The 14,967-nt window shown below is 66.9% G+C and carries 16 protein-coding genes, 1 tRNA gene and 1 other RNA gene; 7 read left to right on the forward strand and 11 right to left on the reverse strand.

Annotation, left to right across the window (positions count from 1 at the left end):
- Positions 1 to 8 precede the first annotated feature (8 nt).
- From E4191_RS08110 to E4191_RS08135, 6 genes are all read right to left on the reverse strand, one after another.
- Entirely contained in the window at positions 9 to 305 is a 297-nt protein-coding gene (locus tag E4191_RS08110; RefSeq protein ID WP_135312963.1) for a hypothetical protein, read from the reverse strand.
- Between the two features lie 106 nt (positions 306 to 411).
- Positions 412 to 591 carry a helix-turn-helix transcriptional regulator gene (locus tag E4191_RS08115; RefSeq protein ID WP_135312964.1) on the reverse strand — a complete coding sequence of 60 codons (180 nt, stop codon included), beginning with the start codon at positions 589 to 591 and terminating at the stop codon, positions 412 to 414.
- Between the two features lie 157 nt (positions 592 to 748).
- A complete protein-coding gene (locus tag E4191_RS08120) occupies positions 749 to 1,774 on the reverse strand; it encodes a hypothetical protein (RefSeq protein WP_135312965.1) in 1,026 nt (341 codons plus the stop codon).
- Entirely contained in the window at positions 1,774 to 2,970 is a 1,197-nt protein-coding gene (locus E4191_RS08125) for a tyrosine-type recombinase/integrase (RefSeq protein WP_228461171.1), read from the reverse strand. The genes E4191_RS08120 and E4191_RS08125 overlap by 1 nt, the downstream gene beginning before the upstream one ends.
- Before the next feature lie 894 nt (positions 2,971 to 3,864).
- Positions 3,865 to 3,939 (reverse strand) — tRNA-Glu (locus E4191_RS08130).
- A 112-nt stretch (positions 3,940 to 4,051) separates the two neighbouring features.
- Positions 4,052 to 4,981, reverse strand: coding sequence for an AEC family transporter (locus tag E4191_RS08135; protein ID WP_135312967.1), 930 nt, complete (start codon positions 4,979 to 4,981; stop codon positions 4,052 to 4,054).
- Positions 4,982 to 5,050: 69 nt separating this feature from the next.
- On the opposite strand from E4191_RS08135, the gene gatC reads away from it, so the two are divergent.
- The 5 genes from gatC to rnpB all read left to right on the forward strand — a co-directional run bounded on the left by gatC (position 5,051) and on the right by rnpB (position 8,307).
- Positions 5,051 to 5,338, forward strand: a complete 288-nt coding sequence (gatC, locus tag E4191_RS08140; protein WP_135312968.1) for an Asp-tRNA(Asn)/Glu-tRNA(Gln) amidotransferase subunit GatC — start codon at positions 5,051 to 5,053, stop codon at positions 5,336 to 5,338.
- Positions 5,335 to 6,819 carry an Asp-tRNA(Asn)/Glu-tRNA(Gln) amidotransferase subunit GatA gene (gene gatA, locus E4191_RS08145; RefSeq protein ID WP_135312969.1) on the forward strand — a complete coding sequence of 495 codons (1,485 nt, stop codon included), beginning with the start codon at positions 5,335 to 5,337 and terminating at the stop codon, positions 6,817 to 6,819. The genes gatC and gatA overlap by 4 nt, the downstream gene beginning before the upstream one ends.
- A 29-nt stretch (positions 6,820 to 6,848) precedes the next feature.
- On the forward strand, positions 6,849 to 7,196 hold the full coding sequence (locus E4191_RS08150) for a hypothetical protein (RefSeq protein WP_135312970.1): 348 nt from the start codon (positions 6,849 to 6,851) through the stop codon (positions 7,194 to 7,196).
- A 4-nt stretch (positions 7,197 to 7,200) separates the two neighbouring features.
- Positions 7,201 to 7,899, forward strand: a complete 699-nt coding sequence (locus E4191_RS08155) for an N-acetylmuramoyl-L-alanine amidase (RefSeq protein WP_228461173.1) — start codon at positions 7,201 to 7,203, stop codon at positions 7,897 to 7,899.
- A 33-nt stretch (positions 7,900 to 7,932) separates the two neighbouring features.
- Positions 7,933 to 8,307: RNase P RNA component class A (gene rnpB / locus E4191_RS08160), an RNA gene on the forward strand.
- Between the two features lie 10 nt (positions 8,308 to 8,317).
- On the opposite strand, the gene E4191_RS08165 is transcribed toward rnpB, so the two are convergent.
- The 5 genes from E4191_RS08165 to nth all read right to left on the reverse strand — a co-directional run bounded on the left by E4191_RS08165 (position 8,318) and on the right by nth (position 13,157).
- Positions 8,318 to 8,758 carry a hypothetical protein gene (locus E4191_RS08165; RefSeq protein WP_135312971.1) on the reverse strand — a complete coding sequence of 147 codons (441 nt, stop codon included), beginning with the start codon at positions 8,756 to 8,758 and terminating at the stop codon, positions 8,318 to 8,320.
- A gap of 92 nt (positions 8,759 to 8,850) precedes the next feature.
- The gene (mltG, locus tag E4191_RS08170) at positions 8,851 to 10,035 is read right to left on the reverse strand and encodes an endolytic transglycosylase MltG (protein ID WP_135312972.1); all 1,185 of its coding nucleotides are present in this window, start codon (positions 10,033 to 10,035) and stop codon (positions 8,851 to 8,853) included.
- A complete protein-coding gene (gene fabF, locus E4191_RS08175) occupies positions 10,032 to 11,294 on the reverse strand; it encodes a beta-ketoacyl-ACP synthase II (protein ID WP_135312973.1) in 1,263 nt (420 codons plus the stop codon). The genes mltG and fabF overlap by 4 nt, the downstream gene beginning before the upstream one ends.
- 175 nt (positions 11,295 to 11,469) lie before the next feature.
- The gene (locus E4191_RS08180) at positions 11,470 to 12,498 is read right to left on the reverse strand and encodes an adenosine kinase (RefSeq protein WP_135312974.1); all 1,029 of its coding nucleotides are present in this window, start codon (positions 12,496 to 12,498) and stop codon (positions 11,470 to 11,472) included.
- Entirely contained in the window at positions 12,495 to 13,157 is a 663-nt protein-coding gene (gene nth, locus E4191_RS08185; RefSeq protein WP_135312975.1) for an endonuclease III, read from the reverse strand. Before nth ends, E4191_RS08180 begins: the two co-directional genes overlap by 4 nt.
- A gap of 235 nt (positions 13,158 to 13,392) precedes the next feature.
- On the opposite strand from nth, the gene E4191_RS08190 reads away from it, so the two are divergent.
- Positions 13,393 to 14,064 (forward strand): OmpA family protein, encoded by a 672-nt coding sequence (locus E4191_RS08190; RefSeq protein WP_135312976.1) that lies wholly within the window; start codon positions 13,393 to 13,395, stop codon positions 14,062 to 14,064.
- Between the two features lie 104 nt (positions 14,065 to 14,168).
- Complete coding sequence (locus E4191_RS08195) at positions 14,169 to 14,960, forward strand: FadR/GntR family transcriptional regulator (protein WP_135312977.1); 792 nt, start codon at positions 14,169 to 14,171, stop codon at positions 14,958 to 14,960.
- Positions 14,961 to 14,967: the final 7 nt, after the last annotated feature.

Genomic DNA, 14,967 nt, shown 5'->3' on the forward strand with positions numbered 1-14,967 from the left:
ATAGGCGGTCATGCCCTACCCCCTTCCAGTCGGTCGGCAAGCGCTTGGGCGCTGGGCGGATAGCGCAGTCCCGCCAGATCGGTGCCAAGGGCCAGCCGGTAATGTGCGATGTTCTCCGGGCCGCGCAGTTCCGTCACGATGGGCCAGCCATAGGCGGATTTGAGGCGATGGATTATCGCGCCAAGCCGCCAGCCTTTCACCTCGCGGATTTCGGTCTTGTGGGAAATGACACGCCCCCTTGTAAGCGCGTCGCAGGTCCAGAAAACTTGCGTCGGATTTGAATACCAGCGTTCAGAATTCGGCATTGTATCGGCCTCAGTGATTGCGGGCCGGGGCGCTGGGCGCTATGGTCAGACCATCCCTAGACTTTCCATAGCTGCCGCCGCCCCAAGCCTCGGGGTGGCGGTTTGCTTATGCGGAAGTGCGGCTGTTCAGCCAATCAGACAGCGCGCTTTCGGGCCAACCAACCGCCTTGCTGGTCAGCTTTACCGGGCGCGGAAACTGCCCCTTGCCCATCAGGTCGTAAATCGTGCTGCGGCTTAAACCAGTGATTTCTTCAACGGCGCGGCGGCGGAGATGTTTTTGGGCCATGTCGGCATTTCCCTGCATGTTGCGGATAGTAAAAGCAACATGGTGCGAAAGCCTGTCGTTTATCAATCAAATGTCAGCCCAAAAAAGAGAGTATGCAGCCCATAAACCTTGCCAATTTCTATCGCATTTTCGGGCAGAATTTTGGGCACGTTTTTGGCTAGTCACCTTTGGTAGATAGCACATCCGCAAGGTATCTCTGGACAGATGACCGACTTGGCTTTTGATTAAAAACTTCTTTCACCCACTCGGCAACCGCCTCGTTAATGGCTTCTACTTTCTTCGGCAGTTCTCCGTTTTCACGGCGCCTTGTAAACTCGTATCTGACTGCTAACTGAATATTTCCGTCTCCGAGACCAGGCCTACCCGGGCGTCTTGTAATCTGACTGGTGGGCACCTTATGATTCGCATCCAAAATTAAGGCAGCTCCGGACATTAAACCGGAAAAAGGGGTTTCAACGGCTTCCGGCCTCGGAAACATCTTTAATAAATCTCTCATTAGCATTTGAACGCCAACCCAACCAAATTCATCACCCTCAATAGAAATAGCTGAAGTTCTCCAGTTAATCGAAGATTGCCGCCAATGTTCAGCGGGCACTGATTGGAATTCGCCGGAAATATTTTCATCATTGCCATCATCGCTTCTCTCATTGGTTTTATTGGCGACGCGAACGCCCAATGTAGAAAGCCTACCTGATGCAACAGCGTTAAAAATAGCCGCCTGGCCAATCTCAGAGCGTCTCTCTAACTCTGAAATATACGGCCTGATTAAAGCTTCAGCCTCCAAGGCTTTTTCATCCTGCGAAAGTTCCACCTCACAATCAGCTATAATTCTTTCCAAATGTGAATTCTCCTTAACGCTCCTCATCATATCAGAAATAACGCCTTGCAAACGGCGAATGTTAGCCTCTATTTCAGGTGCGCCTCGACCGTAAGTTAAGGCCAACGCTGTCGAAAACCGCTCCGGATTAGCACTTTTTATTATCGTTTGAATTACCGGCGCCACCTCAAAAAAATCTGAACTCGTCAACGCCTGCATTTGGTCAAGATGTTCATCAGCGGAACTGCGAATGTCATTCCCATAGCCGTCGCTCAAGAACCGGGGCACAATGCCGAGAGAAACCCAAAGCGCAGCCTCATGGATATAGCAGCTTTCCGGCAGTTCGGCCCGAACGTAAATTTCCATCAGCCAATCCTCACCACGTTTTCGCGTTTTTCAGCCAAGAAAGCCGACCAAGCGTCCATCATCTTGCGGCGCTTGTCGAACACGTCGCTGCGGGCATAGGCCCGCTCCACGGCATCGCCGGACAGGTGCGCCAGCGCCGCCTCGGCCACCTCGCGGGGGAAAGTCGTGCGTTCCTGCGCCCAAGTGCGGAAAGACGTGCGGAAGCCGTGAACGTCGGCCTCGAAACCCAATTCCTTGACCAGCTTCGAAAGGGTCATGTCCGACAGCGGACGGCCCGTTTTCGTGCCGGGGAACACAAGCCCGGACCCATCGGCTAGCGCCTCTGCCTCGCGCAGCAATGCCACGGCGCGCGGCGACAGGGGCACGCGATGCGGGCGTTTCATCTTCATCCGGGCTGCGGGGATTTCCCAGACTTTCGCGGTCATGTCTATTTCGGCCCAGCGGGCTTCGCGCACCTCTCCAGACCGCGCAGCGGCCAGCACCAGAAATTCAAGCGCCAGTTTTGTCACCTGTCCCGCACCGGATGCCCGCACAGTATCAATGCAGCCCGCCACGTCACCATAGGGCAGCGCCTTGCGGTGTTCCTGCACTTTGGACACCTTGGGCAGAGCCCGGCTAATATTCTCGGCTGGATTGTCCTGCCGCCAGCCTTGGGCAATGGCCCATTTCAGAACCATGCCGATGCGCTGACGCACCCGGCGCGCGGTCTCCGGTTTCTCCGTCCAGATCGGCATGAGAACCGCAAGCACGTCGCCCGTGGTCACGTCCTGCACTTTCAGCTTGCCCAGCCGGGGGAAGGTGTAAGTTTCCAGCGTGGACAGGAACTGCGCCGCGTGCTTTTCATTGGCCCAAGTGGGCTTGTGCAAGGCGTGAACCCTGCGGGCCGCTTCTTCGAAGGATAAGACAGCCTGCGCCTCACGCTTGGCTTGCAACGGGTCGCCGCCTTCACGGGCCAGCTTGCGATTGACCAACGCCTTAACGCGTGCCTCGGCCAGGGTGACCAGTGACGGCGAACCAAGCCCTAGTTCACATCGCTTGCCGCGCACCGTGATACGCTGGACCCAGAACCGCGAACCGTTGGCGTCTACGCGCAGGTAAAGCCCATGCCCGTCAAAATACTTGCCCGGCAGGGTGGCGTTGCGCACCGCCTGCGCGGTCAGGGCCTTTTCCGGCGTGCGGGTCAGATGGACGGCCATAACTTCCCCCATTCCTTCCCCCATTGACTTGGGGAATAGCCCGGACCACGCCGGAACAGTAGAGACATGGGAAGCCCGTTAGTCTGTTGCAATAGCTTGATGAATTGGAAGTGTTAGGAACATGCGGGATAGAGGAACGGCAGACACCCTCTCCGCCACTTGCATATCCCAGACCTAAGTTGAGATCCTTCACGCGGCCTTCTTGATCGATGGAGCGATGGGGTTCCGTAACGCCATCCGGTTTTCGACGACGTGCCTTGAACAAGCGTGCTGCCACGGCGGTGGCGAGGACGTTGGGTTGGCCCGATGAGGTGACGCAAACAGGGATTCGATGATTTTGTGTCCGGGTCACCGATCCAGATGGTCAGGCAGTACCGGACTGGTCCTTCCTAGCTTGAGGCGAACTTCGCTGCACGATTGTCGCCGGTGGCCGTATCCATGGCTGGAGGAACACCATGTAGGTGTCTGCCGTGATTGCGGGAAAGCCACTTTGCGCCGTCGGGAAACGCGACTTCATTCGACGCGGCGCCGGGACCGATGGCGACTGCGGCTTGTTTTCGATTGGCGCGCCCCACCCTTCTGGCTGGCCATCTCGTGTCCCTGTCCAGCTAGATCCGAAGTGATCCGCGTTGCCTCGGGGCTTCATTGCTGCGCTTCTTGTTTGTCGTGCAGTGGCGGGTGGGTTCCGGATGAACCGTGCGAAGACGCATTTCGTAGCAGAGGAACTCTTGCCGCCGGCTGAGGTCCGTACCGATGCCCATGCAGAACAAGCCGCACGATGATGTCAGCAACCAGATGGCGGATCCACAGCCCAGAACAGGATGTCCGACCATACGAACGTCAAGGCGAAAACGGAGCAATGCCCTGTGCAAACCATTAATCAAAAGGAAGAAGTGGCAGCCCGTAGGGGAGTCGAACCCCTCTTTTCAGGTTGAAAACCTGACGTCCTAACCGATAGACGAACGGGCCACTTTCTGGCGCTGCAGGTCTTCCCTGCGGCGTGAGGCGGTGTTTAGGGAAAGCCGCCGGGGGCTGCAAGCCAAAATATTCGCTCGGGGTGAAAAAACCTGCCGCGCGCTGGTCAGGCTCCAAAAAACCCTGCCAGGACAAGCCACAGCGGCAGGCTCAGCGCGGCCAGCACCGTCTGCCAGGTGAAGATCGCGGCGTAGAAATCCGCGTCTCCGCCCATCTGCCGCGCCAGGATATAGCCCACGGGAGCGCCCGGCGCGGCGGTCGCCAGAAGGCCCGAGGCCAGCTGTCCGGCGGGCAGGCCCAGGGCCAGCGCGGCGCCGAGGAAGATTACCGGGCACAGCGCCAGCCGCAGCCAGACGCCCAGCCACAGGGCGAGGTCGCGCTGCCACAGGCGGGCGGGCTCGATGCCCGCGCCGACGGCCAGCAGACCCACGGCCAGCGCGCCCTGCCCCAGCCAGTCCAGCGGCGACATCACCCAATCGGGCAGCGCCACGCCCGACAGGTTCAGCGCCAGACCGGCAAGGCAGGACAGCACCATCGGGTTGCGCCCGATCTCGGCCCCGATGCGGCGCGCCGCACCCGTGGGGCGCGGCCCCTCGGACAGCAGGGTCAACGCCACGATGGCCGAGATGTTGAAGGCCGGGATCAGGAAGGCGAAGGCCACCGCCAGATCGCCAAGCGCGGCCGGGCCGAAGGCCTGCGCCGCCACCGCCAGGATCAGCAGCGAGTTGAACCGCAGCGCCCCTTGGAACAGCGAACTGGCGCGCGGCCCCGACTGGCCGCTGCGCAGCGCCCAGAGCAGCGCCAGCCCTCCGGTCAGCGCGAAGGCCAGCGCCAGCGCGCCCAGGTAGGGACCGAGCCGCCCGAGCGACAGGTCGGACCGATAGATCGAGGTCAGCAGGATCGCGGGAAACAGCACGCGATAGCCCAGCTGCTCGATCCCCGGCCAGCTGGCGGCGGCGATCAGCCCGCCGCGCCGCGCCAGATGGCCCAGCAGGACCAGCGCGATCACCGGCAGGATCGACAGAGCGGCGGACATGGGCACCTCCGGGCGGCTTGCGGCCTTTGGCGCGGGGTTGTAGACCCGCCCGCAACGAAAGGAAACGTCATGTCGATCACCGAGGATCAGGCCCGCAAGGTCGCGCATCTGGCGCGCATTGCCGTTGACGATGCCGCCCTGCCGGCGCTGGCGCGCGAGCTGAGCGGCATTTTGCAGTTCATGGAACAGCTGAACGAGGTCGATGTCGAGGGCGTCGAGCCGATGACCGGCGTCACCCCCATGCGCCTCAAGCGGCGCGAGGACGTGGTGAGTTCGGGCGGCATGACCGACCAGATCCTGTCCAATGCGCCCGACGCGCGCGAGGGCTTCTTTGCCGTGCCGAAGGTGGTGGAATGACCGATCCGAACCGACTGACCATTGCCAATGCGCGCGACGCCCTCGGCCGCGGCGACCTGACCTCGGTCGAGCTGACCGAGGCCTGCCTGTCGGCCATCGACGGGTCGGGCGCGCTGAACGCCTTCGTCCACCGCACCCCCGACATGGCCCGCGACATGGCCGCCGCCGCCGATGCGCGCATCCGGGCGGGCGACGGCGCGTCGATGACCGGCATTCCGGTGGGCATCAAGGACGTGTTCTGCGTGAAGGGCGTGCCGTCCCAAGCGGGCAGCCGCATCCTGCAGGGCTTCGTGCCCGAATATGAATCCACCGTGACGCGGAACCTGTGGACGGCGGGCGCCGTGATGCTGGGCAAGCTGAACCAGGACGAGTTCGCGATGGGCTCGACCAACGAGAGCAGCTGCTATGGCCCGGCGGTGAACCCTTGGCGCGGCGCGGGCGGCGTGCAGCTGACCCCGGGCGGCAGCTCGGGCGGGTCCGCCGCCGCGGTGGCCGCCGATCTGTGCCTGGGCGCGACCGGCACCGATACGGGCGGATCCATCCGCCAGCCCGCCGCCTTCACGGGCACGGTGGGGCTGAAGCCCACCTATGGCCGGGTCAGCCGGTGGGGGGTGATCGCCTATGCCTCCAGCCTGGATCAGGCCGGGCCAATGACCCGCACCGTGCGCGACGCGGCGATCATGCTGGGCGCCATGGCATCAAGCGATCCGATGGACAGCACCTGCGCCGACCTGCCGGTGCCGGATTTCGAGGCCGCGCTGACCGGCGACATCCGCGGCAAGCGCATCGGCATTCCCCGCGAGTACCGGATGGAGGGGATGCCCCCCGCCATCGACGCGCTGTGGCGCGAGGGGGCCGAGATGCTGCGCGATGCGGGCGCCGAGATCGTCGACATCAGCCTGCCGCATGCGAAATACGCCCTGCCCGCCTATTACGTCATCGCCCCGGCCGAGGCCTCCTCGAACCTCGCGCGCTATGACGGCGTGCGCTACGGCCACCGCGCCAGCTTGGGCGCGGGCGACGGCATCACCCAGCTCTACGAGAAGACCCGCGCCGAGGGCTTCGGCGCGGAGGTGCAGCGCCGCGTGATGATCGGCACCTATGTGCTGTCGGCGGGTTTCTACGACGCCTATTACAACCGCGCCCGCAAGGTCCGCGCGCTGATCAAGGGCGATTTCGACCGCGCCTTCGCCGAGGGCATCGATTCGATCCTGGCCCCCGCCACGCCCTCGGCGGCCTTCCCGCTCGGCTCGGTGGACAAGGGCGATCCGGTGCAGATGTATCTCAACGACGTGTTCACCGTGACGCTGAACCTGGCGGGCCTGCCCGGCATCTCGGTCCCGGTGGGGCAGGATGCGGATGGGCTGCCGCTTGGCCTGCAGCTGTTCGGGCGGCCCTTCGAGGAGGGCGATCTGCTGAACCAGGCGGCCGTCCTGGAACGGGCGGCGGGATTTGTGGCCAAGCCGGATCGCTGGTGGTAACCTGCCGCGAACGGCATGTCGGAGGCAGGATGCGCAGGGCTTTGGTGATGGTGGTGCTGGCGCTGGCCGGTTGCGGGGAACATCGGGGCTGGAACCCGAACTACGGGTTCGGCGACGGCCCCTACGGTCAGTACAAGACCGCCCGAGAGGTCACGCTGATGACCGGAGAGACCTCGCAGCAGGGCATCCCGATCGCCCTGCCGGTGCTGTCCCCGACGCCCGCCCGGATCACGGGCCGCGATCCGGTCCTGCCGCCCCCCACGGCGGGCATCCGCAACGTCCCGGTGGCGGCATCGGCGCAGACCCCGCCCAGCCTGCCCGCCCTGCGCCCGGCCCTGGCCATGCCCGTGGCGATCGCGCCGGTCGCGACGCCCTAGGCTCGTGCCCGACCGTCCGGGCGCCAGCCCCAATCACGGCGACCGGCGCGGCCAGCGCCCGTCGCTGATCGTGATCCATTACACCGGCATGGCGGATGCCGCCTCGGCCCGCGCCCGGCTCTGCGATCCCGCGGCCGAGGTCAGCGCCCACTGGCTGATCGCCGAGGATGGCACGACCGACCCGCTGGTCTGCGAGACCCGCCGCGCCTGGCACGCGGGCGCGGGCCGGTGGCAGGGCCGCGACGACGTGAACAGCCGCTCGATCGGGATCGAGCTGGCCAATCCCGGCGACCGCCCCTTCCCCGCCCCGCAGATGACCGCCCTGCGGACCCTGCTGCAGGCCATCATGGCCCGCTGGCAGATCCCCCCCGCCAACGTCATCGCCCATTCCGACCTGGCGCCCGGCCGCAAGATCGATCCCGGCCCGCGCTTCGACTGGCAGGCCCTGGCGCGCGAGGGCTTGGCCCTCTTCGCCCATCCCCCCGCAACCGCCGCCGCGCCGCCCCTCGGCCCCAGCCTCGACGCCTTGGGCTATCCCCTGGCCGACCCGGACACCCGCCTCGCGGCCTTCCGCCTTCGCCATCGCCCTTGGGGACAGGGCCCGGAAAGCCAAGCCGACCGCCGCACCGCCGCCACGCTCTCTTCTTCACGAAAATATCCCGGGGGAATCGCCGAAGGCGATGGGGGCGGCGCCCCCTCTTGACGCCCATCGCCCGCCCCGCCATACGGGGCGCGCGCGGAGGGCTGGATGACCGCGGCGCGGCGACGCGTCGAGGAAAGTCCGGACTCCATGAGGCAACGGTGCCGGGTAACGCCCGGCGGGGGCAACCCCAGGGACAGCGCCACAGAGAACAGACCGCCCGTCTTCGGACAGGTAAGGGTGAAACGGCGGGGTAAGAGCCCACCGGGGGGCTGGCAACAGCGCCCGCATGGCAAGCCCCACCGGGAGCAATGCCGAATAGGGATCGCGTGCGGGGCAACCCGCAGGGCCGCCTTGCCCCAGCAGATCCGGGTAGGCAGCTAGATCCGTCCGGTAACGGACGGACCAGAGGAATGGTCATCCAGCCGCGCAAGCGGTGGACAAAATCCGGCTTACAGGCCCTCCGCGCATCCAGACGGGCTCATTTCTTCTTGCCGCGCGCCTCGGTCGCGTTGGCGATGGCATTGGCGGCCTCGCCCTGCATCTTCTGGGTGAAGGCGACCATCTGGGCGGCATAGGTCTCGGACCAGTCGGCAAAGGCGTTGCTGCCCGACCCGCCGCCGGCGGACATGGCCTTGGCGCGCATCTCCTCGCCCTGCTTCTGCATGGCGGCGAACTGATCCTCCCAGACCTTCTGCATCTGCTGCCACTGCACCTTCATGGTCTCGCTGGCGCCCTCCATCTTGGCGACGATCTGGCTGTTGACCTCCTGCTGCTGCTGCAGGGCCGAGGTCTGCCATTTGCGGGCCTGCTCCATCGCCTCTTCCTGGCCCTTGGCCATCGCGGCCTGCCATTCGGTCAGGCGTTCCTGGAACTGTCGGGCATTGTCGGTCAGCGTCTTCAACATGTCGGGCAATATCATTGCGGCTCCTCCCAGGATGACGGGACCATGAAAAAGGCCCCCGGATGCAAGCCTGCGTCCGGGGGCCCCGTTTGTCAAATACCCAAGTCTTATCAGCCGTCGGTCTGCACCGGACTGTCCGTCGGCAGACCCTGCTGCGCCTCGATCTCGCGCCAGCGGGCGACGGCGGCGTTGTGCTCGTCCAAAGTCCGGCTGAAGGCATGACCCCCCGTCCCGTCGGCCACGAAGAACAGGTAGTCGGTCTCGTCCGGGTTCAGCGCCGCATTGATCGCCGCGCGCCCCGGATTGGCGATGGGGGTCGGCGGCAGGCCGTCGATGCGATAGGTGTTGTAGGGCGTGGTCGTGTCCAGTTCCGACCGGCGCAGGCCGCGGTCCAGGATCCCCTGCCCGCCCGTCACGCCATAGATCACCGTCGGGTCGGTCTGCAGCCGCATCCCCTGGCGCAACCGGTTGACGAAGACGCTGGCCACCTGCGGGCGCTCGGCGGCCACGCCCGTCTCCTTCTCCACGATCGAGGCCATGATCAGCGCCTCCTCGGGCGTCTCGTAGGGCATGCCGAAGGGCCGCGCCTCCCACTCCTCGGCCAGGATCGCGGCCTGCCGCTCGGCCATCCGCGCCAGCAGCGCGTTGCGGTCGCCGCCCCGCTCCAGCAGGTAGGTGTCGGGGGCGAGGCTCCCTTCGGCCGGCGTCTCGGCCACCTCGCCGACAAGGAAGCTGGCGGCGTTCAGCGCCTCGACCACCTGCCAGCTGGTGACGCCCTCGGCCATGACCAGGCTCAGGCGCACATCGGCCAACTCCTCGGCGGCGGCGATCGGCTCGGGGCGCGCGCCCTCTGCCGGGTTCCAGCGCGCCATGTCCTCATAGGCGCCGGTCTCGGGGTTCATGTCGCGCAGGATGACACTGTTCTCGCGCACGCCCACGCGGATCAGCACCTCGGTCCCGCAGGTCGAGGCCCCGCCCGAGGTGACCGCGCCGACGATCTCCTCCATGCTGGCGCCCGGCGGCATCAGGAAGCTGCCGAATTTCAGCTCGCGCGACTTGCCCAAGGCATCGGCGCCCGCGCGGAAGAGATAGGCGTTCGAGATCGCCCCCTGCGCCGCCAGCTGGTTGCTGACCGCGTTCAGGCTGGCACCCGGCGCGATCTGCACGCATTGCGCCACTGCACTGGGACCGGGCCCGCTGAACTCGCGCTTGGCCCAGGCCACGGCGGCGGCCGCCGCGATCAGCAGCACGATGGCCAGCGTCAGGAAATTCGAGGCGATGTTGCGCCAGATCATCCCGCGACCTTTCCCAGAACCAGGCTGGCATTGGTGCCGCCAAAGCCGAAGCTGTTGGACAGTGCGATATCGACGCGCCGCCGCACGGCGGCATTGGCCGCCAGATCCAGCTTCGGCGCCACGGCGGGGTTGTCCAGGTTGATCGTCGGCGGGCAGATCTGGTCGCGGATCGCCAGGATGCAGAAGATCGCCTCGACCGCGCCCGCCGCCCCCAGCAGATGCCCGATGCTGGATTTCGTCGACGACATGACCGCGTTCGGAGCGTGATCGCCCAGCAGGCGCTCGACCGCGCCCAGTTCGATCGTGTCGGCCATGGTGCTGGTCCCATGCGCGTTGATGTAGTCGATCCGGTCCGGCGTCAGCCCGGCGCTGCTCAGGGCCGCCTCCATCGCCCGGTATCCGCCATCGCCATCCTCGCTCGGCGCGGTGATGTGATAGGCGTCGCCCGACATGCCGTAGCCCAGCACCTCGGCATAGATCTTGGCGCCGCGCGCCTTGGCGTGCTCGTATTCCTCCAGCACGACGACGCCCGCCCCCTCGCCCATCACGAAGCCGTCGCGGTCGGCGTCATAGGGACGGCTGGCCGCCTGCGGATCATCCGCGCGCTTGGTGGACAGCGCCTTGCAGGCGTTGAAGCCCGCGATGCCGATCTCGCTGATCGGGCTTTCCGCCCCACCCGCGATCATCACATCCGCATCGCCATAGCGGATCATCCGCGAGGCGTCCCCGATGGCATGGGCGCCGGTCGAGCAGGCCGTGACCACCGCATGGTTCGGCCCCTTGAACCCGTAGCGGATCGACACCTGACCCGAGATCAGGTTGATCAGCGCGCCCGGGATGAAGAACGGAGACACCCGCTTCGGCCCCCGCTCCTTGATCAGCACCGCCGTCTCGGCGATCGAGGACAGCCCGCCGATCCCCGATCCGATCATCACGCCGGTGCGCAGCCGGCTCTCCTCGTCCTCGGGCTGCCAGCCCGCATCCAGCACCGCCTGATGCGCCGCCGCCACCCCATAGAGGATGAAGTCGTCCACCTTGCGCTGGTCCTTGGGCGCCATCCAGTCGTCGGGATTGAAGCTGCCGTCGCTGCCATCGCCGCGCGGGATCTCGCAGGCATAGGTCGTCACGACATCCTTCGCATCGAAGCGCGTGATCGGCCCGGCGCCGGACTGCCCGGCCAGCAGCCGGTCCCAGGTCGCCTCGACGCCCGAGGCCAGCGGCGTGACCATGCCCAATCCGGTGACAACTACCCTGCGCATCGGAAAACCCCTCGCCTGCCCATAATTCGGGCCGTCATACACGCGCGCCCCCCGCCGCGCAACGTCACGAAACCGCGACGCAGGCCCCATGCGCGCCGCCCGACCCTTTCATCTTGGTGCAAATATCCCGGGGGGCCCGGGGGGCTGGCCCCCGGCCGTGGCGGGACGCAAGCTGTCAGACCAGCCCCTCGGCCCGGAACAGCGCCCGGATGTCGGTCTCGGGGCGCGGGCCCACATGGCCGATCACCTCGGCCGCCGCGATGCAGCCCATGCGTCCCGCCACCTGCAGGGGCCGACCCGAGGCCAGGCCAAAGATCAGCCCGGCGGCGAACTGGTCGCCCGCCCCGGTCGCGTCCACCGGCACGACGCGGTGGACCGGGGCCGTCACCCGCTCTCCGTCGCGGATCAGGATCGCATCCTCGCCCGAGCGGGTGCAGATCACCGTGCCGCAATCGGCCACGGCCAGCCGCAGCGCCTCCTCCAGATCCTCGACCTGATACAGTGCCTGCCATTCATGGACATTGCCGATCACGTAATCCATCCGGTCTGCCACCAGCTGGCGAAAGTCGTCGCGATGGCGGTCGACGCAGAACGGATCGGACAGCGCGATCCCCGCCTGCCCGCCCGCGCGGTGGATCTCGTCGGTGGCCTTCAGGAAGGCCGCCTTGCCCTTGGGCTTGTCGAAAAGATAGCCCTCCAGGAACAGCCAGCCCGCGCCGTCGAAGACCTCGGCTGCGACGTCGTCGGGGCCCAGCTCGGCCGAGATGCCCAGATAGGTGTTCATCGACCGCTCGCCATCCGGCGTCACGAAGATGATGGTGCGCGAGCTGGGCAGGTCGGAGCCCGCCACGGGCGCATTGACGAAGCGCGTGCCCGCCCCCTCCGTCTGCCCGGCATAGAGCCGGCCGATCTCGTCGTCGGCCACGCAGCCGATGAAGGCGGTGCGCAGCCCCAACCCGCCGATGCCCGCCAGGGTGTTGGCCACGCTGCCGCCCGCGACCATGCGCGCCTGATCGCGGCGCGACGAATGGTCGTCGGCCTGGGCGGCCATCAGGTATTCCGACCGGCCCCGGTCCACCAGCTGCATGATCCCCTTGGTGATGCCCAGCTGGGCCAGACGCGCCTCCTCGGTCGGCGCGATGATGTCCATGACGGCATTGCCGATGCCCACCACATAGGGGCCCTCGTTCGGGGATGATGTCATGCGGTCTTCTCCTCATAGGGGCACAGGTCGTGGATGGGGCAGACGCCGCAGCGCGGCTTGCGCGCCTGGCAGATATAGCGGCCATGCAGGATCAGCCAGTGATGGGCATGGGTCTGGAAACGCGCGGGGACATTGTCCTCGATCGCGCGCTCGACCTCGTCCACGTCGCGGCCCGGCGCGATGCGGGTGCGGTTGCCGACGCGGAAGATATGGGTGTCGACCGCCTGCGCGGGATGGCCGAAGGCGCAGGACAGGACCACGTTGGCCGTCTTGCGCCCGACGCCCGGCAGGCTCATCAGCGCGGCGCGGCTGTCAGGGACCTCGCCGCCATAGTCCTCGACCAGGATGCGCGACAGGGCGATGACGTTCTTCGCCTTCTGCCGGAACAGACCGATGGTGCGGATATGTTCGGTCACGCCCTCGACGCCCAGCTCCAGCATCTTCGCGGGCGTGTCGGCGCGGGCGAAGAGGTCGCGCGTGGCGCGGTTCACGCCCACATCGGTGGCCTGCGCGGAGAGGGCCACCGCCACGACCAGGGTGAAGGGGTTGACGAACTGCAGCTCGGTCTCGGGGGCCGGGTTCGCCTCGGCCAGCCGTGCGAAGATCGCGCTCTGGGTGGCGAAGGGCAGCGCGGGGGGCGGGCGTTTCAGGAGGGCCATGCCCGCTTTTGACCGGCCCCGCCCCGCTTTGCAAGCGCGCCCGAGGACGGGTTCCCCTCGCCCGACCACGGGCTTTACGAAACCGTGTCTTCCCTTCCGCGCCGAACTGCGACAGCTTGCCACGCATGAAACGCGCCTTGCGGGAATCGGACCGGATCCGGCACCGGAGGGCGCCATGACACATGCGGGGCGCGGCGACGGATCGCCCGCCCGGATCCAAAGGAAAGGGAGCCCCATGACACTCCGCACCACCAGCCTTCTCGCCGCCTCCGGCCTGCTGATCCTGGGCGCCTGCGCCCCGGCCATGACCGGCACCGGAACCGGCACCACCGGCCTCAGCCGCACGCAGCAGGGCGCTCTGGCCGGCGCCGCCGTGGGCGCGCTCTATGGCGGGACGCGCGACGACGACAGCAGCGGCCGCAGCCGCGACGCGGCGCGCGGCGCCATCCTGGGCGCGGCCGCGGGCGCGGTCGCGGGCAACATCCTGGACCGCCAGGCCGCCGCGCTGGAACAGTCGATCAGCAACCCCAACGTGCAGATCGTCAACCACGGCAGCTACCTGCAGGTCACCCTGCCCGAGGGCATCCTGTTCGCCACCGACTCGGCCGCCGTGTCGGGACCGGCGCAGACGGATCTCTATGCCGTCGCGCGCAACCTGAACCAGTATCCCAACAGCCGGGTCGAGGTCATCGGCCATACCGACAACACCGGCAGCGCCGCCTACAACCTGGACCTGTCGCAGCGCCGCGCGCAGTCGGTCGCGGGCATCCTGGCCGCCGCCGGCGTGTCGCAGGGCCGCCTGGTCGCGGTGGGCCGCGGGCTGAGCCAGCCCGTCGCCTCGAACGCCACCGACAGCGGGCGCGCGCAGAACCGCCGCGTGGACATCATCATCCGACCCACGCAGTAAGCGCCGCGCCTGACGATACGGGGGGCCGGGCCGCACGCCCGGCCCCTTTGATTCGGCCCCGTCCGGGCTTAGGATGGCGGCCACAGCCAGCCCGGACCCGTCCCATGCCCGCACCCCCCGTCCCCGACACGCCCTTCCAGCCTATCGACCCCACCCGCCTGTCCGATGCGGTCGTGGCGCAGATCGAGGCGCTGATCCTGCAGGGCGTCCTGCGCCCCGGAGAGCGTCTGCCGGGCGAACGCGAGCTGGCGGGCCGGATGGGCGTCAGCCGCCCCTCGCTGCGCGAGGCGCTGGCGGCGATGCAGGCGGACGGGCTGCTGATCACCCGCCCCGGCGACGGGGTCTTCGTGGCGCAGGTGCTGGGCAGCGCGTTCTCGCCCGCGCTGGTGCGGCTGATCTCGCGCCACCCGCAGGCGGCCGACGATTACCTGACCTTCCGCAAGGACCTCGAGGGGCTGGCCGCCGAACGCGCCGCCGTCGCCGCCGGAGAGACGGACCTGCAGGTCCTGGACCGGATCGTGCAGTCCATGCGCCATGCCCATGTCAGCCCCGATCCCCAGATCGAGGCGGCGCTGGACGCCGACTTCCACATGGCCATCGTCGAGGCCAGCCACAACCTGATGGCGCTGCACATGATGCGCGCGATGCAGGACCTGCTGCGCCAGGGGATGCTGTTCAACCGGCCGCGCATCTTCGCCAGCCCCGACCTGCGCGATCGCATCCTGGACCAGCACATCGCCATCAACGACGCGCTGCAGCTGCGCGACGGCCCCGCGTCCCGTGCCGCGCTGGAGGATCACCTGGACCTGGTCGCCCGCACCCTTATCGCGCAGCGCCGGGCCGACGACCATGCCGCCGTCGCCCGCCTGCGCCTGCGCAACCGGGCCGATCCCTGATGACGAA

The organism is Paracoccus liaowanqingii, assembly GCF_004683865.2.
Lineage (GTDB): Bacteria > Pseudomonadota > Alphaproteobacteria > Rhodobacterales > Rhodobacteraceae > Paracoccus > Paracoccus liaowanqingii.